At 70.0% G+C, this 26,819-nt stretch carries 21 protein-coding genes and 2 pseudogenes; 13 read left to right on the top strand and 10 right to left on the bottom strand.

Annotated features, from left to right (window positions below; all coding sequences use genetic code 11):
* Nucleotides 1-32: 32 nt before the first annotated feature.
* Together ACIBN2_RS13160 and ACIBN2_RS13155 are read right to left on the bottom strand one after the other, a co-directional pair.
* Entirely contained in the window at nucleotides 33-1,103 is a 1,071-nt protein-coding gene (locus tag ACIBN2_RS13160) for a ParB N-terminal domain-containing protein (protein ID WP_399134399.1), read from the bottom strand.
* A gap of 737 nt (nucleotides 1,104-1,840) precedes the next feature.
* A pseudogene (locus ACIBN2_RS13155) lies at nucleotides 1,841-2,044 on the bottom strand (hypothetical protein); the annotation flags it as partial.
* Nucleotides 2,045-2,234: 190 nt separating this feature from the next.
* Here ACIBN2_RS13155 and ACIBN2_RS13150 point away from each other — a divergent pair.
* The 3 genes from ACIBN2_RS13150 (at nucleotide 2,235) to ACIBN2_RS13140 (ending at nucleotide 4,255) form a co-directional block, all read left to right on the top strand.
* Nucleotides 2,235-2,558, top strand: coding sequence for a hypothetical protein (locus tag ACIBN2_RS13150; protein WP_399134397.1), 324 nt, complete (start codon nucleotides 2,235-2,237; stop codon nucleotides 2,556-2,558).
* Nucleotides 2,555-3,022 carry an Lrp/AsnC family transcriptional regulator gene (locus ACIBN2_RS13145; RefSeq protein ID WP_399134396.1) on the top strand — a complete coding sequence of 156 codons (468 nt, stop codon included), beginning with the start codon at nucleotides 2,555-2,557 and terminating at the stop codon, nucleotides 3,020-3,022. Before ACIBN2_RS13150 ends, ACIBN2_RS13145 begins: the two co-directional genes overlap by 4 nt.
* 624 nt (nucleotides 3,023-3,646) lie before the next feature.
* A complete protein-coding gene (locus ACIBN2_RS13140) occupies nucleotides 3,647-4,255 on the top strand; it encodes a LuxR C-terminal-related transcriptional regulator (RefSeq protein WP_399134395.1) in 609 nt (202 codons plus the stop codon).
* A gap of 68 nt (nucleotides 4,256-4,323) precedes the next feature.
* Here ACIBN2_RS13140 and ACIBN2_RS13135 read toward each other — a convergent pair whose 3' ends face one another.
* The 3 genes from ACIBN2_RS13135 to ACIBN2_RS13125 are packed head-to-tail and all read right to left on the bottom strand — an operon-like array spanning nucleotide 4,324 to nucleotide 7,815.
* The gene (locus tag ACIBN2_RS13135) at nucleotides 4,324-5,433 is read right to left on the bottom strand and encodes a 3-dehydroquinate synthase II family protein (protein ID WP_399134394.1); all 1,110 of its coding nucleotides are present in this window, start codon (nucleotides 5,431-5,433) and stop codon (nucleotides 4,324-4,326) included.
* Complete coding sequence (locus ACIBN2_RS13130; RefSeq protein WP_399134393.1) at nucleotides 5,405-6,259, bottom strand: 2-amino-3,7-dideoxy-D-threo-hept-6-ulosonate synthase; 855 nt, start codon at nucleotides 6,257-6,259, stop codon at nucleotides 5,405-5,407. Before ACIBN2_RS13130 ends, ACIBN2_RS13135 begins: the two co-directional genes overlap by 29 nt.
* Nucleotides 6,256-7,815, bottom strand: coding sequence for a class I adenylate-forming enzyme family protein (locus tag ACIBN2_RS13125; protein ID WP_399134392.1), 1,560 nt, complete (start codon nucleotides 7,813-7,815; stop codon nucleotides 6,256-6,258). The genes ACIBN2_RS13130 and ACIBN2_RS13125 overlap by 4 nt, the downstream gene beginning before the upstream one ends.
* Before the next feature lie 289 nt (nucleotides 7,816-8,104).
* On the opposite strand from ACIBN2_RS13125, the gene ACIBN2_RS13120 reads away from it, so the two are divergent.
* Nucleotides 8,105-9,622 carry a SagB family peptide dehydrogenase gene (locus ACIBN2_RS13120; protein ID WP_399134391.1) on the top strand — a complete coding sequence of 506 codons (1,518 nt, stop codon included), beginning with the start codon at nucleotides 8,105-8,107 and terminating at the stop codon, nucleotides 9,620-9,622.
* A 255-nt stretch (nucleotides 9,623-9,877) separates the two neighbouring features.
* Nucleotides 9,878-10,054 (top strand): thiazolylpeptide-type bacteriocin, encoded by a 177-nt coding sequence (locus ACIBN2_RS13115; protein ID WP_127355226.1) that lies wholly within the window; start codon nucleotides 9,878-9,880, stop codon nucleotides 10,052-10,054.
* An 88-nt stretch (nucleotides 10,055-10,142) separates the two neighbouring features.
* On the opposite strand, the gene ACIBN2_RS13110 is transcribed toward ACIBN2_RS13115, so the two are convergent.
* Nucleotides 10,143-10,589, bottom strand: a complete 447-nt coding sequence (locus ACIBN2_RS13110) for a hypothetical protein (RefSeq protein ID WP_399134390.1) — start codon at nucleotides 10,587-10,589, stop codon at nucleotides 10,143-10,145.
* Nucleotides 10,590-10,846: 257 nt separating this feature from the next.
* Here ACIBN2_RS13110 and ACIBN2_RS13105 point away from each other — a divergent pair, with 257 nt between their 5' ends.
* The 8 genes from ACIBN2_RS13105 to ACIBN2_RS13070 are packed head-to-tail and all read left to right on the top strand — an operon-like array spanning nucleotide 10,847 to nucleotide 23,116.
* Complete coding sequence (locus tag ACIBN2_RS13105) at nucleotides 10,847-11,995, top strand: hypothetical protein (RefSeq protein WP_399134389.1); 1,149 nt, start codon at nucleotides 10,847-10,849, stop codon at nucleotides 11,993-11,995.
* Nucleotides 11,992-14,595, top strand: a complete 2,604-nt coding sequence (locus tag ACIBN2_RS13100; protein WP_399134388.1) for a hypothetical protein — start codon at nucleotides 11,992-11,994, stop codon at nucleotides 14,593-14,595. Before ACIBN2_RS13105 ends, ACIBN2_RS13100 begins: the two co-directional genes overlap by 4 nt.
* Nucleotides 14,592-16,286, top strand: a complete 1,695-nt coding sequence (locus tag ACIBN2_RS13095) for a hypothetical protein (RefSeq protein WP_399134387.1) — start codon at nucleotides 14,592-14,594, stop codon at nucleotides 16,284-16,286. Before ACIBN2_RS13100 ends, ACIBN2_RS13095 begins: the two co-directional genes overlap by 4 nt.
* Nucleotides 16,276-18,225, top strand: coding sequence for a TOMM precursor leader peptide-binding protein (locus ACIBN2_RS13090; protein ID WP_399134386.1), 1,950 nt, complete (start codon nucleotides 16,276-16,278; stop codon nucleotides 18,223-18,225). The genes ACIBN2_RS13095 and ACIBN2_RS13090 overlap by 11 nt, the downstream gene beginning before the upstream one ends.
* Entirely contained in the window at nucleotides 18,203-19,810 is a 1,608-nt protein-coding gene (locus ACIBN2_RS13085) for a hypothetical protein (protein WP_399134385.1), read from the top strand. Before ACIBN2_RS13090 ends, ACIBN2_RS13085 begins: the two co-directional genes overlap by 23 nt.
* A gap of 14 nt (nucleotides 19,811-19,824) precedes the next feature.
* Nucleotides 19,825-20,721: a thiopeptide-type bacteriocin biosynthesis protein gene (locus tag ACIBN2_RS13080; protein ID WP_399134384.1), complete on the top strand. Its 897-nt coding sequence runs from the start codon at nucleotides 19,825-19,827 to the stop codon at nucleotides 20,719-20,721.
* Nucleotides 20,718-21,929: an FAD-dependent monooxygenase gene (locus ACIBN2_RS13075; protein ID WP_399134383.1), complete on the top strand. Its 1,212-nt coding sequence runs from the start codon at nucleotides 20,718-20,720 to the stop codon at nucleotides 21,927-21,929. The genes ACIBN2_RS13080 and ACIBN2_RS13075 overlap by 4 nt, the downstream gene beginning before the upstream one ends.
* Nucleotides 21,926-23,116, top strand: coding sequence for an FAD-dependent monooxygenase (locus ACIBN2_RS13070; RefSeq protein WP_399134382.1), 1,191 nt, complete (start codon nucleotides 21,926-21,928; stop codon nucleotides 23,114-23,116). The genes ACIBN2_RS13075 and ACIBN2_RS13070 overlap by 4 nt, the downstream gene beginning before the upstream one ends.
* A gap of 76 nt (nucleotides 23,117-23,192) precedes the next feature.
* Here ACIBN2_RS13070 and ACIBN2_RS13065 read toward each other — a convergent pair whose 3' ends face one another.
* The 4 genes and pseudogenes from ACIBN2_RS13065 to ACIBN2_RS13050 all read right to left on the bottom strand — a co-directional run bounded on the left by ACIBN2_RS13065 (nucleotide 23,193) and on the right by ACIBN2_RS13050 (nucleotide 26,546).
* A complete protein-coding gene (locus ACIBN2_RS13065) occupies nucleotides 23,193-24,038 on the bottom strand; it encodes an ABC transporter permease (protein ID WP_399134381.1) in 846 nt (281 codons plus the stop codon).
* A complete protein-coding gene (locus ACIBN2_RS13060; protein WP_399134380.1) occupies nucleotides 24,035-25,000 on the bottom strand; it encodes an ATP-binding cassette domain-containing protein in 966 nt (321 codons plus the stop codon). Before ACIBN2_RS13060 ends, ACIBN2_RS13065 begins: the two co-directional genes overlap by 4 nt.
* Nucleotides 25,001-25,227: 227 nt before the next feature.
* Nucleotides 25,228-25,436, bottom strand: a pseudogene (locus tag ACIBN2_RS13055) (hypothetical protein); the annotation flags it as partial.
* A 564-nt stretch (nucleotides 25,437-26,000) separates the two neighbouring features.
* Complete coding sequence (locus ACIBN2_RS13050; protein WP_399134379.1) at nucleotides 26,001-26,546, bottom strand: hypothetical protein; 546 nt, start codon at nucleotides 26,544-26,546, stop codon at nucleotides 26,001-26,003.
* Between the last annotated feature and the right edge of the window lie 273 nt (nucleotides 26,547-26,819).

Here is a 26,819-nt window from a genome sequence, read left to right as displayed (position 1 = left end):
CGGAAACGGTACCTGCTGAACCGGCCGAAAATCTATGCGCCGCTCTCGCGGGCATTGATCCGTTCCGTCAACGATTCCGCCAGCAGCTGCCAGCTCTCGGCGTGGTGCCGGGCCAGCTCGGCGATCAACGGCGCGCAGTGCATCGGGAGACTGTTCGCCATCGCCGCCCAGTCGTGCGGCTGCGTGGCCGAGGTGTCCAGGGTCCGCAGCAACTTCCGGCCCACCTCGGTGAACCGCAGCGAGGGATCGGCCCGCAGCCGCCGGACCGCCAGCGACAGGTCCTGGCACGCCTGGTGCGCCCTGGGACGCTTCACGATCGCGGGCCGGCCGGCGCCGCCGTCCCGGGCCGAGGCGTCGTCCGGCACCGCCCCGGTGCCCGACCCGCTGCCCGGCCCGATCGCGCGGTGGCCGGTTCCGTCCTCCGGGACCGCCCCGCTGTCCGCGCGGTGGCGGGTTCCGTCCTCCGGGACCGGCCCGTCGTCCGGGCGTACCGTCGTCGAAGGTTCCCCTGGCAGGGCGCGTGCCTGCTTGCGGGCGTCCTTCGCCGTGGTGAGCGAGATGCCCGCGGCGCGTGCCACCTCCCGTGCGGACGCGTCGGGATGCGCGGCGAGGTACAGCTGAGCGCGACTGCGTCCTTCGGCCGCCGTGAGGGGGTAGGCCACCCCGTCCCGTCCGACGCGCACGGCGGTCGGGTGCGGAAGTTCCGCACCCGACCGCTGCCTGAGCGCCGCGATGGTCTTGTCCGACAGGCCGACGACCCCGGCCAGCCGCCGGTTGGACCACTCCGGGAAGTCGGCGAGCATGTGCAGGGCCGCCGCCTTGCGGTCGGCGAGGGAGAGCGGCAGTCCGTGGTTGCTGTTCAGCTTGACCGCGAGCACGAACGCTTCTCGCTCGTCGCCGTTGAAGAGGACGGCCCTTATGTGCGTGGCGCCGCTGTTCTCCACCGCCCTGAGCCGGTGCACACCGTCGATGACGGTCATCGTCTTGCGGTGGATCACGATCGGCGGGAGTTCGGAGCACACTTCGGCGAGCGCATTGATGTGCTGCGGATCCTCCCCGCCCGTACGCAGTGAGCCCGCGACCACGATGCGGCTAATCGGCACCTGGACGATCTCTGATAAGCGTCCGCCGGGGTACGCATCCGGTCGGCGTAAGTGGTGTTGTATCGGCTTCTGTGCGGGTGCAGAGGTGTGGTCCAACGCTCTTCCCTCCCTGGCGAACTCACAGCGGACCTACCGGCTGCCGTACGACGCATCCAGCTGCGGATGTGGTCAGGCAGCGCGGCGCACCACGGAACGCGGAAAGGAAAAGCGGTCATGGTCAATCGGAACGATGTAGCACATCGAGTCTCCCCCGTGACGCAATGTCGAGAACCGACCATCGCACACTGCCAGGAGGATCGAGTCGATGCAAGGTTTTTGTCATGCAGTCCTGTCGGGATCGCCGACCGACCACATCGTGATCGTTGAATTGGAAACAATGGGAGCGCTATCTACCGGAGAGGCGGAATGATCGGCTCCCCATAAGCGCACGGGAAATAGCCCATCGGCGCGGCGGGTATTGAGGGAATTCCCGGCAGCCTTGTACTGGCATACGGAGACGCGGCATCCCGGTCCCCCTGCGCCCCGGCCGGGCGCCGGGCGCCCTCCTGGGGACCGTCAACATGAACTCCCGGCCGCGCTCCCCTCCGTCGCAGCACCGGACAACTGGGCTTGAGGAGCTGGTGACTTGCGCGCCGCCGGAGTCCCTTCGGCAGCACACAGCCATCTCCCTCCTGAAAACGCGCACGCGCCCCGACTGGTTCCCCGACCGCTTCCCCACCTACGCGCCCGGTGCGTTCTCACGCGAGGATCTCGCCGCGCTCGGCGCGCTCCACCAGTGAGGTGGGCGGCAGGAAGCGATCGCCGTGGGTCGCATCGAGTTCACGGGCACGGGTGACGAAGCCGGGCAGGCCGCCGTCGTACTGGTTGGAGTACTGCAGGACGCCGCCGGTCCAGGCCGGGAAGCCGATGCCTTGGATGGAGCCGATGTTGGCGTCGGCCACGCCGGTATCGCCGGCGCAGGACGGTGCCACCACGTCAGGAGAGGACTGAACTGCCCTGACGGTGCCGGGCCTTGGGCCTTGCGGCCCGGAGAAGGAGGCGACCAGGGGGAGACGGCACGGCGGGCGCCCGCGGCATCGTGGCCGGCGGCACGATCCGGTCGGCGGCGGCGATGACCCGTCACGTGGTGATGTGGCACGGCTCACCGCGGAGGCGCTGGCCCGGGTGTCGGCGGTGCCCGGCCCGCACTTCGCCCGCGGCGGCTGCACGGCCTTCGTCTTCGTCCGCTGCGCTCCGGCGGCCCGGCGGCGTCCGGCCGGGCAGGTGGCACGGCTGCGGGAGGCGGTGACGGTCGAACTGGTCGCCCCACCACGCGCCGACCTCATGCTGGACGAGCTGGCGCCGGACCCCACGGCTGTACACCGGTTCGTGAACGAGGACCTGGCCTCCCTACCCGACGCCCTGGCCGTGGAATGCGTCTTCGGCACATCGCTCTACGCGGAAGGCTCCAGGTGACGGCTGGGTCACTCAACACCTCCCGGCTCTCCGCGCTGGCCCACTCAGGCACCGCGGACGGCGCGGGCGGTGCCGTCTGCGACCTGAGCGCGCCGGACCACGTGCTCCTCGACGCACTCGTGAAGGACGGGTGGACGCGGCTCGCGGTGCTGGCCGATCTCACCGGGAGCAGCGCCGCCACCATTAGCCGACGGCTCAACCGGCCTACGGCGAGCGGGATCGTGGCGTTCCGCTGCGACGTGGCCCCGCCGGTGTCGGGGCCACCGGTTGACGTCGCTTGCCGCGGCCGTGCCACGGCAAGCGACGTCAACCGTCTGCATCGCACCCTCGCCACACTGCCCGAGTGCCGCTTGCTGGCCGCCGTCACAGGTTCCGCCAACGTGCTCGCCACCTACTGGCTGCGCGACATCGACTCGGTGCAGCAGCGCGGGACAGCGGCCTGCGCCCCAGTGGCCGAGCCTTGATGTCACCGAACGCGGCCTTGGCGTAGGCACCGTGAAACCGATGGGGCATCTGCTGGACGGTGCCGGGCGGCGGGTGGGGGTCTGCCCGATCCGGCCGTGGTGAGGGCCCCGGGGGGCGAAGCCGCCCGCGACATCGCGAGGTGTGTGCACTTCCGTCCATCACGCTCCGGTCGTTCGCGAGTCCCGTCTGCCACGGCCGACCCGCTTCAAACGAAGGGCCCCGGCACTGACCTGGGCCAGCCACCATTCGGCCGACGACGGGACACCAGCCGTGGCTCAGCGGACACGCGACGAGCCGCCCAAAACCCTGCCGGCCGCCCTTCCTCGACCCTCGCTGGAGGCTCACCCTCCAATGCAGTGCGTACGTGCCTCCGCCCTACGCGACGACCTCGTGCGCTCCTCCAAGCGTCTGGCCTGGGTCGCTCCCACCCGCCCCTGCTGCCCGGGCATGCCTGCGCGTCGAAGCCCGTGACCACGGCCGATCCGGCTTGGGAAACCGAGCGGAACGGCGGAATCCTCAAATCTTCCTCAGGAGGCCACGGTGCTCGCACAGATGTTTCTAGAGTGACAGCAAGTTGCCTGTGCCGACCACACGGGCCGCGTCAGACGCAATGGGGGAACAGTATGGCGATTCGCGTTGCCATTGCCGGTGGGGCTCTACTTGTGGCCGAATTGCTGGCCCAGTCGCTCGGTCATGAAAGGGACCTCGAAGTGGTGAGCGTGGTCAGCAGGTACCACAAGCTGGTCGAAGCCGTGGACCACTCCGGCGCGCAGGTGGCGCTGATTGACCCGGACAAGATCGACGGCGACTGGGCGGCGGCTACTGGTGAGATCCGCAAGACCCTTCCGACGTGCGGTGTGGCGTTGAGCGTGGACACCGCGACGCGCCCTCTCGTGAACCGGGCACTGAAGGCTGGAGCGCTGAGCGTCGTACCCAAGAGTGCCGGGCTGCGGAGACTGGTCGAGTCGGTGCGTGGAGTCGCATCAGGACAACTGGTCATGGATCCGCGGCTGTTGTCGAACGCGGGCGCCGCAGAGTGTGGTCCTTTGACCGACCGCGAAGCAGACGTACTGCGGCTCACCGCATCGGGAGCCTCCGTGAAGGAGATGGAGGGCCAGCTCTACTTGTCCGCAGGAACGATTCGCAATCTGGCGTCGGCGGCGATCAAGAAGCTCGATGCGCGCAATCGCTACGACGCCGTACGCATAGCGAGCGAGCGATGTTGGATCTGAGTGGATGACCGGCAGACGAAGGCGCCGGTTCCCGTGGCGGATCTCGCCTGCGGGAACCGGCGCCGTTGTCACTGCTCGCGACAGAACTCGTCGATGGGATAGCCGACATGCCGGTCGGCCGTCGGCAGATGCCCGAGAATCTTGTCCCCCGGGCGCAGCTCCGTGCTGTTGAGCACGGCGCCGCCCGGACCGAGAACCCTGACGTGCCAGTCGTCCTGGAGGATGAGGTTCACGGCCTGCCCGTTGGGTGCGACCGCGTCCACCGAGATGAGGGGGCGGGTTTCGATCTTGACGCGCCCGACGCTGACCACCCGCGTGCGGCCCTGTGTGTCGACGGCCAAGACCTTGCTGCCCGCGACGAGTTCGCTGAGGTAGTGGGTACGTCCGTGTTGGGAAACGGTGTAGGAGTGGATCGCCCCCGCGTTGACCCGGAAGGGCCGGGTCGGCATGTACGGAAGGGGGTGGGTCTCGCTGACGCAGAGGACCATGCCCTTGGAGTGGGAGCCCACCAGAATGCCCTCGTCCTGGCCGAGGTAACTGCAGGTGTCGACGCAGGCCCGCTCCCCCATGCCGAGGTGTGTGGTCGCGGTGACCTCCAACTCGACGAGGTCGATCTGCCCCGCGGTGCTTCCCGCGGCCTGCCTCAGCGCGGTGGCGTCGCCGACTGTTCGCGCCGGCATGAGCACGCCGTCGGAGCCCAGTTCGAGTACGCCGTAGAGGATCCGGGCCTCTTCGACGTCCGCGGCGGTGGTCACGATGGTCCCCTCGCAGCCGGCCGCGGCCGCGAGGACGATCTCCAGCGGGATCTTCGTGGGGTCGCGGAAGTCGAGCAGGCTCCACTGTTCGGTTCTGGCCGACAGGCAGGCCACCTCCAGGCTGTCCGCGTCCACGATCTCGACGTATCGGCCGAATTCGATCGACGGGTGTGCTTGGGCGAGCTTGGCCCGGTCGTCCGCACTGCCGGCCACCAGGACCAGGTCGGCGCCGCCGAAACCGTCCGCCGGCTCGCCGACGTGATGGACGAGGACGCGGCGGATCGTGGGGGGAAGATCGGCCGTCAGCTTCATGTCGTCGGTCACGATGGCGTCGATGCGCTGATGCACCGCTTCTTCGAGTATCGCCGGCGCGAGATCGCCTGCCTCGCGTATGTCAAGCCAGCACAGCTTGCTGTCCGTCACGCTGATGCCCCCTCGTCAAGTCGTTGAGTGCTTCTGCCGGTTGTCCGGTCGGCAACCGGTGCACGAGCCGCGCCACCCGCTCGGCCATCCGCTGCGGGGCCGTGGACTGGAAGATGTTGCGTCCCATGGCCACGCCCAGCGCGCCACCCGCGAGTAGGTCTTCGACGAAGTCCAGGACGCTTTCCTCGGCGGCCTGCGCCGGGCCGCCTGCCATGAGGAGGGGAACGGGGGATGCTTCGGTGAGCGCCCTCAGGTCGGACACGGAGCCCGGGAACGACGTCTTGACGAGGTCCACGCCGAGGTCGGCCGCGAGAGTCACCGCATGGGCGATGAGCTGGGGGTCGTGCGGGTCTGTGATGCGCGGTCCGCGGGGATACACCATGGCCATGAGCGGGAGGTTCCAGCGGTCGCAGGCGTCGGAGATCCTGCCGAGGTCGGCGATCTGGCGGCGCTCGTCGTCGGAGCCGAGATTGACGTGCACGCTCACCGCGTCCGCGCCCAGACGCAGCGCCTCCTCCACCTCGGTGACGATGTACTTGGCGTCCGGGTCCGGCGCCTGACCCGTGCTCGCGTTGAGATGGATGATCAGTGACATGTCGGCGAAGCGCTCCGGACGAATGTGCCGGACGCTGCCCTTGTGCACCACGACCGCGTCGACACCGCCTGCCGCGAGCTGCCCCGCGAGCAGGTCGATCGAGCTGTTCCTCGGCACGACGGGACCATCACTGATCGAGTGGTCCAGTGGGGTGATCATCAGGCCTGACAAGGTGTGGTGGAACAGCCGCCGCAAGCGCAACGACCGCGCGAAATGCCCATGGTGGATCATTGCGCATCCTTTCGACCGCGAAGTAGTGCATAGTCGGGTTTTCCGGAAGAGTTGAGTGGTATCTCTTCCCACCAGGAAAAGCGTCCGGGGACATGCGCCGCGGAAAGCGCGGCGGTTATATGCGTGCGCAGCTCGTCGACGCTGCAGCCGGCCCCGGCGTGGAGTTGCACAGCGGCTTCCAGCTGTTCGACGGACTCCGCATCGCGTATTCCGTGCACCACGGCGTTCGCCACCTTCGGATGCCGCAGCAGAACGTCCTGGACCGATGACGGGTGAATCTTTATGCCATTGGCCTTGACAATGCTCCCGATCCGGCCGAGCAGGTGGAGGTACCCGTACTTGTCCCAGTGGCCGATATCCCCGGTACGCAGCCAGCCGTCCCGTATCACCGGGCTGCCGTGCTCCTCTTCACCGAGGTATCCGTCCATGAGCGTGGGCGAGCGGACGCATATCTCCCCTGTTTCTCCGCGCGGCACCCTCTCGTCGGATCCGATCCGCCGGATCTGTGTCTCCACCCAGGGAAAAGGGCGGCCGACGCTGGAGAGCAGTTCGGGTTCGGCGTGGTCCGGCGGAGTCAGGGTGCACATGCCGCCGGCCTCGGTGCTGCCGTAGAGCTGGACCAGGGTGGCCCCGAAGACGCGCGCGGCCCGGGCGATGCGCGAGGGTGCGGCCGCGGTGCCGCTGTAGAGGACCTGCCGCAGTGCGGGGAAGCGGGCTTCGTCGATGCCGGGCTGGTCGATGAGCCGGTAGAGATGGGGCACGGCCAGGTACACGTCGGTCACGTGCTGCTCCGCGAGGGCTTGCAGTACGTCCTGCACCTGGAAGCCGTTGTGCAGGACCACCGTGCCCCCGGCGACGAGCGCCGCGTCCACCATCGTGGCCGTTGCGTGGCTGATCGGCGTGACCGACAGCAGCATGGGACGGTGCCCGGGCGCCGCCGCGCCGAAGGAGAGGTCGATGAGCCGGCCTCTGGCTTCGAACGAGCGGCATACGAGCTTGGGGGTGCCGGTGGTGCCGCTGGTGAGGTCCACGACCGCCAGGTCCTGCGGTTCGAAGGGGACAGCGGCGGGCAGGTTCGTGGCGTCGTTCGGGGAGATCTTCGCGGGCAGCGTGAGGAGGGTCGGCCCGCCCGCGCCCCGGCTGAGGACGTGACCGCGTTCGTGGTTGGGTTCGTCCACCATCAGCACCCGTGCACCGGTGGCGTGCAGGAGTCGTGTCTGCTCGTCGGCGGGCAGCTCGTCCGCGTCGGAGCGGGCGTTCATGGAACGGATGTGGACCACGGCGGCGCCGCGCAGATGGACCGCGTACCGTGCGGCGAGCATGGCGGCGCAGTTCGGTTCGGTGAGTACGGCCACGGTGTCTTTGGGGCCGATGCCGGTTTGCGCCAGCAGGGCCGCGGCGTGTGCTACGGACGCGTGGAACTCGGCCCCGGTGAGGGCGCCGTTCCAGGAATGCACGGCGATTCTTTCCGGATCCCTCTCGAGCCCTTCCAGAATGCGCAGAACATAGTTCCGGCTCTGTTCCGTCCGGCTTTCCAGTGCCTGTCCAGCAGACATTACCGACCCATCTTCCGCCACATTGCGCCTCGTTGCCGATCCTGGCGGCGCATCAGGTGATCAGTGGTAATGGTGAAAGGGCAGGCGGGCGGCCGCAAGCAGCCCACGGGGACGGATGACAATCATCATCGACCGGGACACAAATATAATCGGGAGGCCGCGCCGAAAAGATGGCACGCCCACATGACCAATGTCATGCGACATCTGACCCGCGTCATCGCCCTCTTGCCGGAACCAATGTGCGGCACCGGACCATGGTGCTTCCGCAACCACGATTTCGGAGGTCAGCATGCGGCCTGGTGAACAGGGGCCGGAAGCCGAGTACCTCGTGGGCTTCCGGGAGGGCGTCCGGGTCGAGTTCGACGCCTCGTCGGTCAGATTTGTCACGCCCGTCAACACGTTCGGCGTGCGGATGCCCGAGGGGCGGCTGAGGGATGCTGTCGCCCTGCTCGCCGATGACGTCGTCCCCCTGCACAAGGCACTGGACGGGCTTGTTGCCGCCGAACGCGCACCCTTTGAGCGGCTGCTGGGCCGTCTCGGGCGTCTGCTCGTGTGGGGCGTGGACGTCGGCGGCCGGGAGTTGATCCGGCTCGAGCACACCGCGCAGGACGCCGACCCGGGCATCGCGGACGTTCCGGCGGACCACCTGGTCAGGCTGTCCCGGTTCGCCCTGTGCCGTAACAGGTCGGGCGCATGGGTGCTGGAGTCGCCGCTGGCCAGGGTCAGAGTGCTCCTGGTGCATCCGGCGGCCGGGCAGTTCGTGGCGTCGCTCACGAATGCGCGGTGCGTCGCCGACCTGGTCGAGGAGAGCGCGGGGAGCCTCACCGCGCCCCAAGTACGCACGCTCATCGGCGTGTTGGTCGACGCCGGTTTCGTCGAGGCCGGTGCCGCCGAGGAGGACTTCGACGAGGATCCGACGCTGCGTCAGTGGGATTTCCATGACCTGCTCTTCCACTCCCGGGTGCGCGCCGGTCGGTTCGACGAACCGCTGGGGGGCGTCTTCCCGCACCGGGGGGCGATCCCGCCGCAGCCGGCCGTCAAGCCCGTGCCGGACGGCCCGGCCGTCGAGCTGTACCGTCCCTCGCTGGACGACATCGAGCGCCGTGACCCGCGCCTGACCGCCGCACTCGAAGGCCGCAGATCGTTCCGCGGCTACGGCGAACAGCCCCTGACGGCCCGGCAGATCGGTGAGTTCCTGTACCGGGTGGGCAGGATCAGGACCCGCTTCGTTCCGGCGGCGGACGACGAGCCGGGGGCCGAGATCGTCTCCCGTCCGTTTCCCACCGGAGGCTCGGCCTTCGAGCTGGAGCTGTACCTGACCGTCCGGCGGTGCGACGGCATCGACCAGGGCGTCTATTACTACGATCCCCTCCGGCACCGGCTCGTCCTGGTGAACGCCGACCCCGGTGACCGCACAGCCATGCTGGAAGTGGCGTCCGTGGCGACGAACCGGGAGGCGGAGCCCGACGTCCTGATCACGATGACGTCCCGCTTCCAGCGGTTGTCCTGGAAGTACAGCGGCATGGCGTACGCGACGACGCTCCGGCACACGGGCGTGCTTTACCAGAGCATGTATCTGGTGGCCACGGCGATGGGCCTGGCACCGTGCGGTATCGGCATCGGGGACGCGGACATGTCGGCACGTGTGCTCGGCCTGGACTATCTGCGGGAGTCGTCCGTAGGCGACTTCATTCTGGGCAGTCGGCCTCCGGGAGACCCGGGCATCTGGGACCAGGAGCAGGGCTGGAAATGGGAGAACGATCCCCAGTGGGCGGCCTGGGCCGCCTCGGAACTGCGCCGGAGCTGACCGCCGGCCGCCCTCTGGAGGAAGCCCCCGCCATTTTGGCGGGGGCCTTTCATTCGCCCTTCCACGGAGGCAAGAATTCCGTTTACCTCTCCCTGGATTCTTCGGATATTTCTTGCCGGCGTCGCGTGATAGCCGTAATTGCGCACGTGACAATCGTCAATCGAAGAGGCCGTACGGTGGTTTTCAGGCGCGTAATTCGAAATAGTTTCCTTGTGCGGCCGATCGGTCGCACAAGGAAACTGTGAGGAGTTCTTCATGAACACCGTCTCGGTCAACTCGGCTGACATCGAGCAGGTCTTCGACTCGTTCGACGTGACCGAACTCGAGGTCCTCGAGGTCTCCCAGGGCGTGGCCCTGCCGGAGATGGGCGCTTCCGGCGGCAACGGCGGCACCTCGTCCTCCTCGTCGACCTGTTCTTCGTCCACCTGCTGACGAAGGCCGCTCGTCTGAGCCAGTGAGACGGACGGCGGTGCCCGCCCTTTCCCGGGCGGGCACCGCCGTGGCGTCCGGGGCTGTTGGATCAGCCCCGGCGGGCGACGTGCAGGGCGGTCGCCCACAGTACGAGGGCGGCTCCGAACCCGATCAGCACGCGGACGTCGGCGGCGGCGCCGCCTCCGACCAGCGCCAGCACGGCGACCAGCGCCAAGGCCGTCAGCAGTCCGCCGGTCCACCAGTACTGCGGCTGGGCGAAGGAGCGCGCGAGCGGGAAGAAGTGCAGTCCCACCACCAGACAGACGGCGGCCGGGATGTACAGCCACAGACCGAGCCGGCCAAGGGCCAGCACAGCCACCACGATCGCCACGGTCTGCCCGATGTTCACCTGGCCGAAGACCCGGAAGCTGTCCGGGGCCGGCCGGCGTTCGCGTCTGGGCCCCGGCAGCCTGCCGAAGCGCAGCGTGAAGGTCACCGCGGCGACGGCAAGAGCCAGGGCCAGGACGGCCGCGCAGGACAATGCCGGCGTCGACATCCGGGATATCAGCCCGGAGACTCCCAGAAGTTCCCACAGTGATGCGAAAACAGCCATCACCACCGCGCCCTGCAGGGATCCGTCTTCGCTCAGTTTTGTCCTGCCGGATTCATTGGTCACCCGCTCAGCCTATCGCAGCACTTCGCGCGAAATATGACACAGGTGTCACGAGGCACGTGACGCATGTCAGTAATCGAGCGGAAGCTCTTTTCTGGCCTCATTTGTTTCTTGAAGGATGGCTGACCATGGGAGCCAATGTGACTGTAGATGGTGTCGTCGGGCCGGGGGCAGGCCGCGCCGAGGGAATGCGGCTCTACACCAGGGCGCCGGTGACGCTGTCATGGCTCGCCAGGTCGGTGGTGCCCCTCGCCCGCTCGCTCAAGGACGGCGGAGCCACCGGCGTACGGCTGCGCCGCGGATGGCTGCACGGACCGCACGTGGACGTCATGGGGCGCGGCGCGCCGGGGCGGGACCTTGCGTGGAGCGATCTCGCACAGCGGCTGGACGCCGGCCCGCTGCCCGCGGACCGGGCGCTGGACGAGGAGACCTATCTCGCCCAGGCGCGGGAGTTCGGCCGTCTCGAGGCGGTGGCCCCGCCCTATCTGCCCATGCGTGAGCACGGCGAGATCGAATTCCTCGGCGCGGACGACGTGGCCCCCGGCAACCCGGCGTTGCGCGAAGTGCGGGAGGCCGAGGTGGTGCCCGGGGTCCTGTGCGGGCCGCTGATGAACACCATCGAGAAACTGGCCCGGAATCCCTCACTGGCCACCACCAGGCTCGCGGAGGCGTTCCTCGCCCTGGGTGACTCCTACTTCCTGGGCCTTGCCCACGGCGCGTTCTCCTTCCGCTCCCACGCCGAGGCGTTCTTCGCCTGGGCGGCCCCCAGCAAGGACATGCGGCCGGTGTTCGCGGCGCGCCTGGCCCAAGAGGTCCACCTGCTGCGCCCCGTGGTCGAGCAACGCCTCGCGGGAGAGGTGGGCCCCGCGGCCGCCGACTGGCGCGTGGCCTTCGCCTACTGCGCCGGCGCGCTGGACAGCGCGGTGGTGGAGGGCAGGCTGACCCCCGAGCTGCTCGACTCGATCAACGCGTCCGTGGACGGCACCGCCATGGGTCCGCCCACCGCTCCCGAGGCGGTGCCGCAGGGCAGGCACCCCGACACCGACTTCCACCGGGCCACCGCGCAGGCCGGGGTGATCGACAATCCGACCCCGTGGTTCGCCTCGTACCGCCTGCTCATCAACCTCTTCTACCAGCAGTTGCCGCTGCTCACCGTCTCCCCGGTCCAGCGCTTCTACATGTGTTACGCCCTCGCCGAGACGATCGACGAGGTTCTCGGCGAGACCTGGCAGGAGCGGCTGGCCGACGGGCAGTTGCGCTGGGCGGAAGCCGGGGAGGCCGTGCGATGACCGCGCCGGAGACACCGGCCGTCACGGCCCCGCAGTCGCCGCCCCCCGCTGCGGCCGAGGGCCCTCTGTGGCTGCTGCGCATCAACCCCCTGGCCGGCCGCCGTCTCGGCGACCCGGCCCTCCGGAGCCTGCTGACGCGCTTGGCGCAGGCCGAACGCGCCGTACGGGCAACGGCCGTGCAGTGCTCCGAGGAGCTGTACGCCCTCATCGGCGCGACGTCCGACGACACCGTGCGCGGCCGGCTCATCGCCGTGCGCCGCGCCATCCACAACGACCGTGCCGTCAAGCGCACCCTGCCCGACGTGCCGTCGGTGGCCGCGTGGCAGGACGCCGTCGAACAACGGCGGCTGCTGGGTGAGGAGGTCGCCCAGTGCTACGAGCAGGCCGCGGATCAGGAGCGTCAGCTGCTGGCCGAAGTGCTGGGTGACGAGGACCTGCGCCGCTCGCTGGCCCTCGTCTCCCCCGAGGTGTACGAGGAGGCGGAGCGCTACCGTGCCGCGGTCGCGGGCCCCGGCCGGCTGACCGCACGCAGCCGCAAGTCCGAGCGAGGACTGATCCAGTACGTGACGCGGGCCATGGTCCGCACCAGCCCGCTCGCCCGTTTCACCGCCGTCGGGATCGCCGTGCCCGGGCCGGGCGGGGTCGATCCGGGTGAGGTGGGCTTCGAGGGGGCGACCGCCTTCCCGAGCCTGGACCGCGTCATGCTCAACTACGTCCTGGGGGGCCTGCCGCAGGTCACGGGCTCCGCGCTGCTCAACGCCTGGGTGTCCCTGTCCCCGACCTCGGCGCTGGACGAGGAACGCGGCACGCTCTTCTTCCTGCGTCCCGCGGACTCCGGTTTCCAGCGGCTGTCCACTCCGGTCAAGGGCGTGCTGCGGGCGCTGGTCGACGCGACCGTCATGGGTCCTCGACCGGTGCGCTCGGTGGTGGCCCATATCGCCGGACAGACGGGATGTGCCGGGCAGGACGCGGCGAAAGCGATCCTGCAGGCGGTCCACCAGGGGATCCTGTGCACCTACAACGAGCCGGAGGACGGGGCCGCCGACCTGGAAGAGCTGCTTGCCCGGCCGGGAACGCCGGGCGGCGAACTGCTGGAGGACGTCAGGTCCCGGCTGCCCCGGCTGGCCACCGGTCCGGCCGCCGGTCGCCGGGACGAACTGCGGGCGCTCGAGGGCGGGTTCCGGGAGCTGAGCACCCTGGCCCGGCGACCCGCGCGCGTCACCGTCGAAGAGGACTATGTGCTTCGCCCCCGGACGGTCGACCCCGATCGCTGGCGGGGCCGGCTGGAGGACCTCGGCGCCACCGTGGAGCTTCTGTCGGCGTTCGACTGGCTGCACGACGTACGGATTCTCACGACGGCCGCCTTTGTGCAGCGCTTCGGCTCCGGAGCGAGCGTTCCACTCGCCGAGCACGCCGAGTCGCTGGTGCGCGAGGTCTCCAGGCGCGCGGGCGTGATGAACGCCTCGTACGCCCAGGGCGACATGGACGCCCTCGCCGGTCTGGGCACGGCGGACGGCACTTTGGAGCGGCTCTTCGCGCTGCGTCAGCGGGTCATCGAGGAGACGCAGGCCCGTATCACCAAGGCGGTCAACGGCCAGGAGGCGGACGTCACGCTGTCCGCGCCGGAGGCCCGCGACCTCACCGCCGACCTGCCGGCCCGCGTCCGCCAGGACCCGTTGAGCTACGGGGTGCTGGTGCAGGCGGTGGGTGACCGGCTCGTGTTCAACGACGGGCTGCCCGGGCACGGCATGCTGTACGCCCGGTTCCTCGACGCCGACCGGAAGCTGGCCGGCGACTCCGTCGGACACCTGGCACGGCGCCTGATCGACCGGTACACGTGGGACGGCGCGCGCGTGGTGGAGGAGCTGGGCCTGCACCGCCTCAACGTCAACGCGCATCCACGGATCCTGCCGGAGGGGCTGCACCCGGACGACTGGTACTCCCTGCGTCTGACACACGACGAGGACAGCGACACGCTGGCCGTCGAGGACGCCGACGGGCGACGGATCCGGGTCCTGGCCCTCGGCACGGGCCATCCGGGGCTCTTCCCGCCCCCGCTGTCCCTGGCGACGTCCCTGTCCACCGGGGGGCGGCTGAACAACGACCTGATCGACGGCTGGCACCGCACTCGGGCGTGGGATCAGCAGCGCACCCTGACGACGCCGAGGATCTCGGTCGGTGACGTCGTCCTGGCCAGGCGCCGCTGGTACGGCGGTGCGGAGCTGGCTTCCGCGTTGACCGCGGGACTCTCCGACCACGAACTGCTGCGGCGGCTGACCTCCTGGCGCGCACGCTACGACGTGCCCGAGGAGGTGGTCCTGAAGACGGCGTTCGGGCAGGACGCGCCACGGACGCTCGACCCGGCCGACGCACTGCCCCGCCGCCTGCAGCACAAGCCGCAGTACGTGGACCTCGCCGGCGCGCTGTGCACGCGTGTCCTGCCGAAGATGCTGGATCGCCGGGTGACGGAGGACGAAGCGGTCAACTACCTGCAAGAGGCCCTGCCTTCGGTCGTCGACGGGACGCACGCGCAGGAGTGGGTGGTGGAGATGGGACGCCGTCCGGGCGGCTTGTTCCGGTACGAGGGGGAGGACCGATGACGATGAGAGCAAGGCCGTACCTGCACTGTGCACCGGTACCGGGCGGGGTGTACTTCAGCGGAGCGCGGACGCAGTTCGTCCTCAAGGGCTGGGAGCACCTGTTCAAGGTCGCGGACGTGTGCCTGCCGCTGCTGGAACAGGGGACGACCGAGGACGAGCTCGTTGCGGCACTGGGATCGGAACGGGCCCGGTCCGTTGTGCGACAGGTGACCCAAGGGCTGCGCGAGCACGGCATGCTGCTGGAGGAGGAGATGCTGGGCGGGCCCGAGCCCAGCAGTGCGGACCGCGAACGGTATGCCGGCTCGCTCGCCTATGCGGAGTCGGTGTGCGCCGACCCGTACAGCGCGTTCGCTCGGCTGCGCACCGCGAGGGTCGCCGTGTGCGGTCAGGCGGACGCCGCCCGTTCGGCTGCCCGCGGGCTGGGCCGAGCCGGTGTCGGTGAGGTGCTGATGCCGGAGGTGACCGCACTCGGCGCGTGCGGCGCGCTGGATGCCGTGCTGTACTGCGGCACCGACGACGAGTTGCGGGCCGGCGGGTTCGACCTCCACGGTGCACGCCGGATACTGGCCGGTGTGCCGGTGGTGCCGGTCCTGGTGCACGACCGTGTCCTGCAGGCGGGACCGGTCGTGCGGGGCGCGGACGGCGACCCGGTGCCGGTCGCCGTCCGTCACCGGGTGCTCGGCTGGGCGCGCGGCGAGGAACTGGGCCCGGCGGCCCGGCCGGTGGCGGATGCGATGATCGGCGCGATCGCCGGCCAGCTGGCGGTCGACGTCCTGTTGGGCATCGGCGAGGCCGGTGCGGCGCACGTCGTGCACGGTGGCGCACTCGTCGCGGAGCGGATCCTGCTGGGCAGCCCCACCGCGGTCGACGGGCTGCACCGGCTCGACGACGCACCGGCCGATGCGGCCCCGGACGCCGACGCCGCGATCGAGCGCGTCAACGTTCTCACGGCCCGCTGGAAGGGCCTGTACACGCCGGCCGCCACCGAGCAGACGCTGTCCCAAATGCCGCTGGCGGTACGGGAGATGGAACTGCGCACGGGCACCCCGGGGCGCGTCACCGTATGGGCGCAGGATCAGTGGTGCGCGACGGTGGGTGCCGCTTTGGAGGTGCTGCGGTCCTGCTGCCCGGCGGCGGACGGCGCGAGTTCCGCCGCCGGCCTGACGGAGGAACGCTGGCTGCTGGACGGCGCGTTGCGGCTGCTCGCCGACGAGGCGGAGGCCACCCGCACCGACGTGGTGGAGAGTGAGGAGACGGCGCGCATCCGCCGGATCCTGCGGGAGTGCCGACCGGAGCCGCTCACCGTGCGCGTGCTGCACGTTCCCGGACTCGACTGGCGGCTGGCACGCGTTCGGGTGTCCGACAGCGGCCAACTGCTGGGAGCGGCCTGGGCTCCCGACGGCGACGCCGCAGTGCGCGAGGCACTGAGTACCGCCCTGGCGGCCGCCCAGGTGCAGGCCACCCGGGGCGGCGAGGCGGGGCTGCCGCTCCTGCGCACCGACGCGGTCAACATCGCGGACCAGCAGGAGATCCACTCGCTGCGCACCCAGCTCGCGCGGCTGGCCGCCGCACGAGACGTCTCCTTCCAGGGCCACTCCCGCCGCGCGGACCACGCGCTCGGCGACCTTCCCTTCTGGTGCGGCCCCGTCAGGGCTCAGCAGCACACGCAGGAGACCCGACATGCGCGATGAACAGCACCACGGCCCCGGCATGGCGTCCCTCGACGCGTCCTGGACCGAGACCGTCCAGCGGATCGGCGACGCGGTGCGCGCGCCGATCGCGCTGAACCGGGGCTGGGATCTGGCCTGGGAGCGCGGGCAGTGGGAGACGAGGGCCGCGCACGGGCAGGAACTGGTCTCGGTACGGGTCCATGACGACGAGGTGGTCATCGGGCCGCGGTGGGTCCCCGGCACGGACTCGGGCTGCGCGTGCTGCGCCGAGATACGCGAGCGCAACACGGTGGAGCACCCGCTGGCCGACGCGCTGGACGAACCGCGTGCCGTACCGCGCGCAGCCCGGCCCCTGCTGCCCGTACTCCTGGATGCCGCGCTGGCGAACCTGGCGGAGCATCCCTTGCAGCCGGGCGAGTTGTACGCCGTCGGCAGCCACTACGTGCGACGCCACCGCATCCCCCGCAGCTTCTTCTGCCCGGCCTGCGCCACGCATGGAGCCGTACTCGACGACGACTGGCGGCCGGCGCCGCTGACGCTCGACGATGAGCCCCTCTCCCCCGGGAACCCGACGCGTGGCAGCGGCGGCGCGCACCTGGTCGAACCCGGCGCCTTGCGCGAGCGGCTGCTCGACGCACGCTACGGGCCGATCCAGGCCATCATGCGCGAGTCGAATGTCCCCTTCGCCATGAGCATGTGTCTGGCGCCCGACGCCGCCGCGCCGGGACACGGCCGTGCCACGACGTTCACCGAGGCCGATCCCGTCGGCATCATCGAGACGTACGAACGGCTCGGCAGCTTCCCGTTCGACACTCCGCTGCTGCTGGAGCGCAGCTATCGCGAGGTGGCCGACCACGCCCTCGATCCGGCCACGCTCGGTGAGCACACCGAGCAGCAGCTGGCCCACCCCAGTTGTCAGGTGCTCCCCTGGACCGCGGACACGCCCATGGACTGGGTGTGGGGTCACGACCTGTCCTCCGGTGAGCCGCTCCTGGTGCCGGCCGAGGCCGGTTTCTACCAGTACGAGCAGCGCTTCAAGCTGTCCCGGCACGCGGCACGCGCGGCTCGCGTCGTCGCGCGGCAGATCCGCGCCGAGGGCGGGACACCCGAGCCGGGCACCCTGCGGAAGTACTTCCACGACTCCTCCAGCGGCTGCGCGGCCGGCGGAAGCCTTGCCGAGGCCGCGCTGCACTCCCTGCTCGAACTGGCCGAGCGTGACGCCTTCCTGCTCTCCTGGCACCGCCAGGCACCGCTGCCCCGCATCGCGAACGCCTCGATCACGGATCCGGAGAACCGGAGTCTGATCGACCTGATCCAGACGCGCGGTTTCGACGTGCACATCCTGCTGGCGAAGCAGGACATCGATCTGCCCATCGTCTGGGTGCTGGTGGTCAACCGTCAAAACCCGTTCCCCGCCACGTACTCCTCCGGAGGATCGGGAGCGAACCCCGACACCGCCATCCGCGGTGCCCTGCGCGAGGTCGCCCAGCTGGTGACCAACAAGGTGCAGTGGAACCGCGAAGAGGCGGAGCGGACGCTGGACGATCCGTGGAAGCTGGTGGAGCTGGAACAGCACCCCCAGCTGTACACGCTGCCGGAGATGCTGCCCCGCGTCTCCAAGGTGCTCGGCGGCCCGGAGATCACACTGCAGGAGGCGTTCCCCGGCTGGCCCGACACCTTGCGCCGGGCTTCCGGCGGGACGATCGGCGGAGCCCTGGAACACGTGCGCGGCCTGTACGCGCAAGCCGGCCTGGACCACATCGTCCTGGTGAACCAGACCACCCGCGAACACGCCGACGTGGGCGTGTCGGTCGCCAAGGCCGTCGTCCCCGGCATCCTGCCGATGTGCTTCGGCCACGCCCAGCAACGACTGAAGAACCTTCCCCGGCTGGTGGCCGCGCTCGCCGGAACGCCGCAGGAGAACCGGGAGATCCCCTATGACCCGCACCCGTTCCCGTGAGCACCCCGGCACGCTGCCGCGCACCGCGGAGCAGCCCCTGATCGAGTGGGCCCCCGACGCGGTACGGCGGGCCCCGGTGGATCTCCCCGCGCCGTACGGCGACCGGAGCATCGAACGCGAGTCGCTGTGGTACGAGTTCGGCGCCGGCGACGACGCGCCGCCCGTGCCGGCATGGATCGGCCTGCCGGTACCCCCGATGGGCGCACATGTGATGCCGCGCCCACCGGAATGCGTGCGGGGCGGCAGCCGCAGCGAGCTTCCCCGGGGAACCGCCGACCTGCTCGACACCATCGCCTTCCCGCACGGCCGGGCGGTGGCCGCGGGCCCGGACGAGGACCTCGCCCGTGCGCTCGTCGCGAGCTTCGGCGTGCAGTGGTCCGACCCGGACAACGTCTACAACCCGCACCGCGGGTACGCCTCACCGCGATGTCTCTACCCCGTGCAGGTCTTCCTCGACGACGGGGAGGGCTGGCACCTGCTGGAGCCCGAGCGGCACTCGCTCACTGCACTCACCGCACTCACCCCGCTCACCGCCGGGAGTCTGCGCGGTCGACGCCGGCGCATCGCGCTGACGGGGCGATACACGCGCATACCTCGCGCCTACCAGTGGTTCAGGGGCTCCCTGGTGAACCTGGAGCTCGGCATCACCCTGCGCGCCCTGGCCATGGGGCTGGAACTGTTCGGGCTGTCGGGGCGGCTGGTGCTGCCGGGCGAGGGCTCCGCCGACCTGCTGGACGAACTGGGCCTGTCCCCCCGCTGGGAGTGGTCGCTCCCTCTCGTGATCGAGATCGGGCCGGAGACCGGCACCCCGGCCACGCACACGTGCGGCTCCCCCGGAACGCCCGAGGACCGGCCTGACGACCTCTCCCTCGCGGACGTGGTACGCGTCAACCGCACCCAGGCGTTCGCCGACCCGCCCTCCCCCGTGACCCCGGCCGTCGCGCCGCACGTCTCCGCGCCGCCCGGTGCACTGTCCTGGGCGGAAGTGATGTGGCGGCGCAACTCCGGCCGGATGCCCCGCCGTCTGCTCGGCATGGCCGGCCGACGCGCACCGGTGTCCCAGGCATCCGTCACCGACGCCATCCGCTGGCTGGACGTACCACCGCCCGGGCCCAGCCTGCGGGCCGCCGCGGAACTGGTGACGCTCACCGCCGTCCTCCAGAACGTCGAGGGCTACGAGGACGGCATCCATCGTGTGCGCGACGGACGGCCGGAGCTGCTCGTCGCGGACCGGAACGCCGCGGCGCGGCTGGAGGCCGAGTACGGCTACGGGCTCGGCCCCGGCACCGGCTGCGACGTACGCCGCGCCTCGGCCATCTGGTTCATGTCGGTCAAGCCCCGCGAGCTCTTCGCCCGCCTGGGACCCGACGGATGGAGCGCGGCGCAGTACTACTGCGGCTGGGCCATGCACGGCCTGTGCCTGTCCACCACGGCGCACGGCATGTTCACCCGGCCGGTCCGTGCCTTCAACGAGATGCCGACGCAGCGCATTCTCCGGCTCGGCGACGACGAGATGATCACCCTGGCCGCCGTGTCCGGCATGCCCAGGCACGCCACCCACGCGCTGCTGGACGTGCGGGTATGAGGAAGGAGTCGACGATGACGCGGCAATGGAGTTCCTGGCACCTGCATCTGGCGTCGAACGCCCAGTCGTTGCTGGACCGGGTGGCGAAGGACATCGTCGCACCCACGGTCCGCGAACTCGACGGCGCACCGTGGTTCTTCATCCGCTACTGGCAGGGCGGCCCCCACCTCAGATTCCGGGTGGCAGACCTGACCGAGGCGCAGCACGCCCAGGTGGAAGGGATGCTGCGCGAGCGGTTGGAGACGGCCGGCCGGCCGGTCGACGGGGAGATCCCGCTCAGCGAAGAGGACTACAGCGCGGAGGCCCGCCTTCTCGCCCGGAACGAATCGGTCCATGACGAGGACGTGCTCGCGCTGCGCGCCCCGGGGGTCCACCGGGCCGTCTACGAGCCGGAGACCGCACGCTATGGCGGCCCCGCCCTGATGGCGCGCACGGAGCAGCTGTTCCAGCTGTCCAGCGAACTGGTGCTCGCGCTGCTGCCGCACGTATCGAGTCCGCAGGCACGTTCCGCTCTGGCCCTGCGTGCCACGATCTCCGCGGCCGCCGCGCTCGGTGACGGGGCGGAGCAGGCCGCCTTCTACGCCCACAGCCTCACGGCCTGGCGGGCGTGGGCGGCCGGGTTCGGCCGCACCGAGGAACAGCTGGACGAGATGTGCCGCACGGCCACAGCGGGCGCCAAGCCGGTCGACCCGTCCCGGCACGGCCCGTTCGAGGCGTGGCACGGGGCTCTGTCGGACCTCGTCGCGGCGATACGCACCACGACGGCGACCGTTCCCGGGCAGATCCTCGTCTCCCATGTGCACATGCTCCACAACCGTCTCGGCAGGACGCTCTTCGACGAGCTGCGCACCTACGCATGGCTGACGCACGCCTTCCCGTCCCCGGCCCCGGCGCTCGGAGGCCGGTCGTGAGCGGACGGCCCCGGATCGCGGTGATCGGGTCCGGCATCGGGGGACTGACCCTGGCGGCGTCGCTCGCCCGCTCCGGCACGCCCTGCGAGGTGTTCGAGCAGGCCCGTTCGATGGCGGAGATCGGAGCGGGCGTCCAACTCGCCCCGAACGCCGCCCGGCACCTGGAGCGGCTCGGCCTGGGTCCCGCGCTGCGGGAGCACGGCGTGGCCGTCGAAGAGATGCGCGTGTACGGCTGGGGTGGCGAACTGATCACCTGGACGCCGTTCGGATCCGCCTGCGAGCAGCTGTACCGAGCTCCCTACTACGCCGTGCACCGCGCGCACCTGCAGAAAGCCCTGCTGGATCTGGTCGGGTCACGGCCGCTGCGGCTGGGCCATCGGCTGCGGTCCGTCTCCCGGGACGAGGACGAGATGGTGCTCGCCTTCGAGGACGGCACTATCTGTCGCGCCGACGTGGTGGTGGGCGCCGACGGCATCCATTCCGTGGTCCGGGAGTCGCTGGTGCGCGACGCGCCGGTGTTCTCCGGTCTCGGTGTCTTTCGGGGGCTGGTTCCGGTCGAGCGGCTGCCGGCGGCGGCCGGGGAACCGCTGATCAGGATGTGGCTGGGCCCGGGCCGGCACTTCGTCTGCTATCCCGTGGCCGGCGGACGGCTGATGAGCTTCGCCGCGATCGCTCCCCTCGCCGACGGCGGAGCGGAGTCCTGGTCGGCCACCGGTGACCCGGCCGAACTGGCAGCCGCCTTCGAGGGATGGCACGGGCTGGTCGCGGACGTCACGCACCACGCCGACACGGTCCGCCGATGGACTCTGTACGACCGGCCGGAACTGCCGGCCTGGTCCGCGGACCGGCTCACGGTGCTCGGCGATGCCGCGCACCCGATGCTGCCCTTCATGGCACAGGGAGCGAACCAGGCCGTCGAGGACGCGGTGGAGCTCGCCTCACTGCTGGCGGGGGCGCACCGCGCGGACGTACCGGAACTGCTGGCCGCCTACGAGCAGACCCGAGCACCGCGCACGGCAGCCATCCAGCGGGGGTCGCGAGCGTTCTCGGAGACCATGCACCTCGCCGACGGACCGCGACAACGCGAACGGGACCGGCTCATGCGGCTGGCCGCAGGCCCCACGGGACTGCGCGAGCGCGCCTGGCTCTACGGCCACGAGGCCGGCAGCCGCCGTGGCGCACGGCAGGACAGGGAAGGCGTGTCATGAGGGCCGACGGACTGCGGGTGGCTGTGGTCGGCGCCGGGGTGTCGGGGCTCGCCGTCGCCATCCTGCTGCGCCGGCGCGGTGTGCGATGTGACGTCTACGAGAAGTCGCAGGCGCTGTCCGCGATCGGCGCGGGAATCCAGCTCTCCCCCAACGGTGCCCGCATCCTTCACGATTTGGGAGCCGAGCCGTCCATGCGCCGCAAGGCCATCACGGCGGGCGCGATCGAGACCCGGCGCTGGGACGACGGAACGCTCCTGTCCCGCGTCCCGCACGGAGCCCTGTGCGAGGACCGGTTCGGGGCGCCCTACTACCTCGTTCACCGCGCCGATCTGCAGGCGTGCCTGGTCGATCTGCTGCCGCCCGGGCGAATGCACCTGGGGCAGGCGGTGAGCCGGGTCGTGGAATACGACGACAGGGTGGAGTTGTGCTTCCCCGACGGTGGATCGACGACGGCGGACGTCGTCATCGGCGCGGACGGCGTGCACTCGGTGCTGCGCGGCGCCGTCGTGGACGACAGGCCGCTGTTCGCCGGGTATTCGGTGTACCGGGGGCTGGTGCCGGCCTCGGCCGTCCCGTCCTTCGCGGACGATCCGCGCGTGATGTTCTGGCTCGGGCCCGGGCGGCATGTCACCTACTACCCCGTCTCGTCGGGACGCACGATCCACTTCAGCGCCGTAAGCGCGGACCCTGCCGATGCGGATGCACCCCGCAGCTCCCCCGCCGGGTGTGCCGACCTCGTGGCGGGCTTCGACGGCTGGCACGAGGAGGTGACACAGGTGCTGGGGTCCGCCGCATCCGTAACCCGCTGGGGGCTGTTCGACCGGAACCTGTCCGCGCGGTACCGCACGCGTCGGGTGGCACTGGTGGGTGACGCCGCTCACCCCATGCTCCCCTTCCTGTCCCAAGGGGCGAGCCAGGCACTGGAGGACGCCGTCGTGCTGGCGGACTGTCTCACCGCGAGCCCGGACGACGTCCCGAGCGGGCTGCGCAGGTACGAGGCCCTGCGCAGGCCGCGCACGGCGCAGGTCCACGGGCGGTCACGGATGCGTGCCGAGACCTTCCACTTCTCGGACGGGCCGCTGCAGAGGGCGCGCGATGCCGACTTGGCGGACGGTGCGGACCTGGCGCACCTCGACTGGCTCTACGGTGACGCTGTCGGGACGGGCCGGGTTCTGGCCGCGCGCTGAGCGCCGTACTCCGGGTGGGATGCGTGCGGGGCGGACCACAACACGTGGTTCGCCCCGCACGCATCCCACCCTCTTGTCATTGAGGCCGGGGGTCCCAGCGGAACCGCCGGACGGCCACGAGCGCCCCGAGGACGCCCCAGGCGGCGAGCACACCCAGGTCCTTCCACTCGTAGCCGCCGCCGTGGGTGAACGGGGCCAGCATCGCGTCGTTGAACGGCTTGACCGGCAGCAGACCCGCGATGTCGTTCAGCACGCCGGCGTGGATGGGGAAGTAGCTGCCCGAGATGAACACCAGCGGGAACTGGATGAACTGCACCAGCGCGGGGGCGGCTTCGGCGTTCCTGACCAGGGACGCCACGGCGACTCCGAGTGCGCAGAAGCTCGCGGCGCCCAGGATCAGCGTCAGCACGATCGCCGTCCAGTGGACGGGAAGGGTCACACCGTAGAAGGCTCCCACGGCCATGACCAGGGCGACGTCGACGAAGCTGACCAGGAGGCAGTGGGTCAGCAGGCCGACGAAGTAGATCCAGGCCGGCAGCGGGGTCGCCCGCAGCCGCTTGAGCTGGCCGGTCTGCCGCCGTGTCGACAGCACGATCGCCAACTGCCCGTAGCAGGCGCCCAGTACGGACACCGCGGCAACCGTGGGCGTGTAGTACTGGATGCCGGACATCCCGAAGAAGAAGTCCTGCTTGTCGTCTCCCCCGAAGACCGCTCCGAAGATCGTCACGATGACCACAGGCAGGAGAAAGGTGAAGATCACGGCCTGTGGGTTGCGCCAGAAGGCGAGCTCTTCGTACCGCACCTGATGGAGCAGCAGGCCGAGACGGCCACGACCGGGCGATTCATCGTCGCCGCTCACCGGCGCCGGAACCGATGCGGTCCGTGGGACCTCCGCCGTGAGCGGCGAGGACTGGGGGGTCATGAACGGCTCCGCTTCGATCGACGCCCTCGGGTGACGGTGTCCGGCTGCGATGGTTCGTGGTCGTAGGACCGGGTGATGTCGAGGTACACGTCCTCGAGGGAGGGCCGTTCGACGCTCAGCCGGCCGAGCGTGGCGCCCCGCTCCAGAGCCCAGGAGGTGAGGGAGTGCAGCACGGACGTCGGATCCTCCACCTCGATGGTGACCAGAGAACCGTCGACGTCCTTGATCTCCTGCGTCGGCAGGTCCGACACCTGCGTCCCCGCGGGCAGTTCGAAGCGGATCCTGGCGAGCGCGCTGTCCCGTCCGCCCAGCGTGGCCGGCGCTCCCAACGCGACGATCCGCCCGTCCGCGAGCACGGCCACCGAGTCGGCGAGTGCCTGCACCTCGTCCATGTAGTGCGTGGTGAGAACGATCGTGGTTCCGGAATCGCGCAGGTTGCGTACCACTTCCCAGGCACTGCGTCGGGCGCTGGGATCAAACCCGGTGGTGGGCTCGTCGAGAAAGAGCAGACGTGGATTTCCCACGACCCCCAGCGCCAGGTCGAGCCGGCGCTTCTGTCCGCCCGACAGGTCCTTGACCTTGGCACTCTGCTTTTCGTGCAGACCCACGAGTTCGATGACCCCGTCGACGTCGCGAGGCGCTCGGTAATAGCCCGCGTTACGGGCGACGGTCTCCCGTACGGACAGGTACGGCTCCACCGCGATGTCCTGCAGGACGAGCCCGACCTGTTCGCGCAGCCGACGGCTGCCGCCGGGGGTGCCGGGGTCCTGTCCGAGCACCTTCACGCCGCCCTTGTCCCGGCTGCGGAACCCCTCGAGGATTTCCAACGTCGTCGTCTTGCCCGCGCCGTTGGGTCCGAGAAGCGCGAAGATCTCCCCTTCCGTGACGGTGAAGTCGATCCCGCGCAGTACCTCGCGGCTCTCGTACGCCTTTTCCAGTCCTTCGACGACGACTGCCGTCATCGCGGACACTCCGCTGTCCTCATGCCGCTCCTCAGGTTGCCGAATTCGCCGACCTGAACGGCCCGGCAGGGGGACCTTACGGGCGGTGCCCGACCCTCAAGGAGCGGTACTCGGTGAACTGATGACGGACGTCATCGATGCAGCGACAGTTGTCAAGCGGCCGGGGCGAGGGAGCATTCGATCGAGGACCGGCTGGCGCGATCAGCGGTCTTGGAGCCAGCCTGACCTCACCTTCGATCCGTCAGGTTTTCGGCATACACCTGCGACAGCGGCTGCGGATCGACGTACTGCCGGCAGTTGCATTGCTCTGCCCAAAAGCGCAGCGGTTTCTTGTTCTCGTCCCAGGCCGTCGGGATCTCCACACGTTCGTGGCAGCGGCCCTGCTTGTCATGCCTGGCCAGTTGGTGCGTGCACCGCACACGGGTTCCGGCGCCTCTGGGCCGCGTCGACGTGGCTCCGGCCGCCCGCAAGTTCACCCCGTTGGACTCTGCGTCGTCGACATGGGCCTCGGCCACGGCCAGTTGGGTCGGGAGACGAGCGATCCGATGTCCGCCGAGTAAGGTCTGGTCTGGCCGATGACCGCGACGTTTAGTGCGGGAGAGAGCACTGGCGAAGTCCTCCGGGCCGGGGTACTCGTAGAGTCTGACCCGGGCGTTGATCTCCCGCCGTACCTCTTCGATATCCACTCCCGCGGTCAGGCTGTCCAAGGCGCCCTTGGACAGCAGCGGGCTTGGCGGTGATCACTCGGCGGGCGGCGCCCGGCACCTATCGAAGAGACGCGAGGCATGGACGCTGCGCGGTCACAATGATGGGCGGGCGAACAGGGCGTTGTTCCACCCTGGGTTGCCAAGCAGGGATCCGGCTCGGACGCGTGTCAAGTCGTGATCAGCCGGTGGTCTGGTGGGGTCCTTGATCCGGATCATCGAGACGCGCAGGTGCTCGGGTCGCGCGAGAACCTCTACCAGCCCAGGTCCGCCCCGATGGTCGACTCGTATGCGGCCTAGGGCCAGCAGCTGTCCTTGCCGCCATCCCGCTCGCTGCCGACCGATACCGAGTAGGCGAGGCCCGTGCCGACCTTGGGCTCGGGCGAGAAGCCCTTGGGGTTGAAGTCGAGGTTGAACAGCAGATGCCGGCCCCGTTCGGTCCTGGTCCAGCAGGCGCCTTCCACAGTGGCGGGCGGCGCCTGGGGGGCGGGGTCCTCCTCTACGCGCCAACCGGCCGCGGCCGTCCACCTGTTGTAGTAGGCGAGGACGTCGTCCGGTTGGCCCGGGAACGCGTACAGCCGATCCGCGTGCAGCCAAGGCGTTCCGCTGCTGTCGTCGTCGCATCCGGTGGTCACGCCCACGCCGCGGTAGTTGGCGGGGGCCGAGGCGTGCGCGGGTGCTGAGCTGAGCAGTGGCTGTTCGGCCAGTCGCTTCTGGTCGGCGGCCGTGTTGTGGCAGCCGTCTCCGCCGACGGCGGAACACGCGCTGAGGAAGGCGGTCGGTAGCAGGAGGGCCGCCGCCAGTATGACGCGGGTGCCGGCGGACGAGGGTGTGGGGGACAAAGGTGCTCCTGGGAGTACGGGGCTTTCGTGAGGATGGGGACTGGTGGCCGGGCGTGGTACCCGCTGATCGGAGACCGTGCCCGGCTTGTCGATCGTTCGGATCACCGCTGTGCGTCGAGAGCGGCTAGCCCCAGAGTTAGCCGTACCGGTACAAGTAGCCGCCGACCGAGTACAGATACTGGAGCAGCAGTCCTTTGTTCAGCCAGTAGCGAGTCTGTCTGCGGTTGTAGCTGCTGCTCTCGAAGATGCGTGCCACGCGGTTGTTGTGCTGGT

Origin of the sequence: Streptomyces sp. NPDC050534 (assembly GCF_044457745.1) — a bacterium.
Taxonomy (GTDB): domain Bacteria; phylum Actinomycetota; class Actinomycetes; order Streptomycetales; family Streptomycetaceae; genus Streptomyces.
Note: the sequence above shows the minus strand (reverse complement) of the source record. Positions and strands in the feature narration are given on the sequence as shown.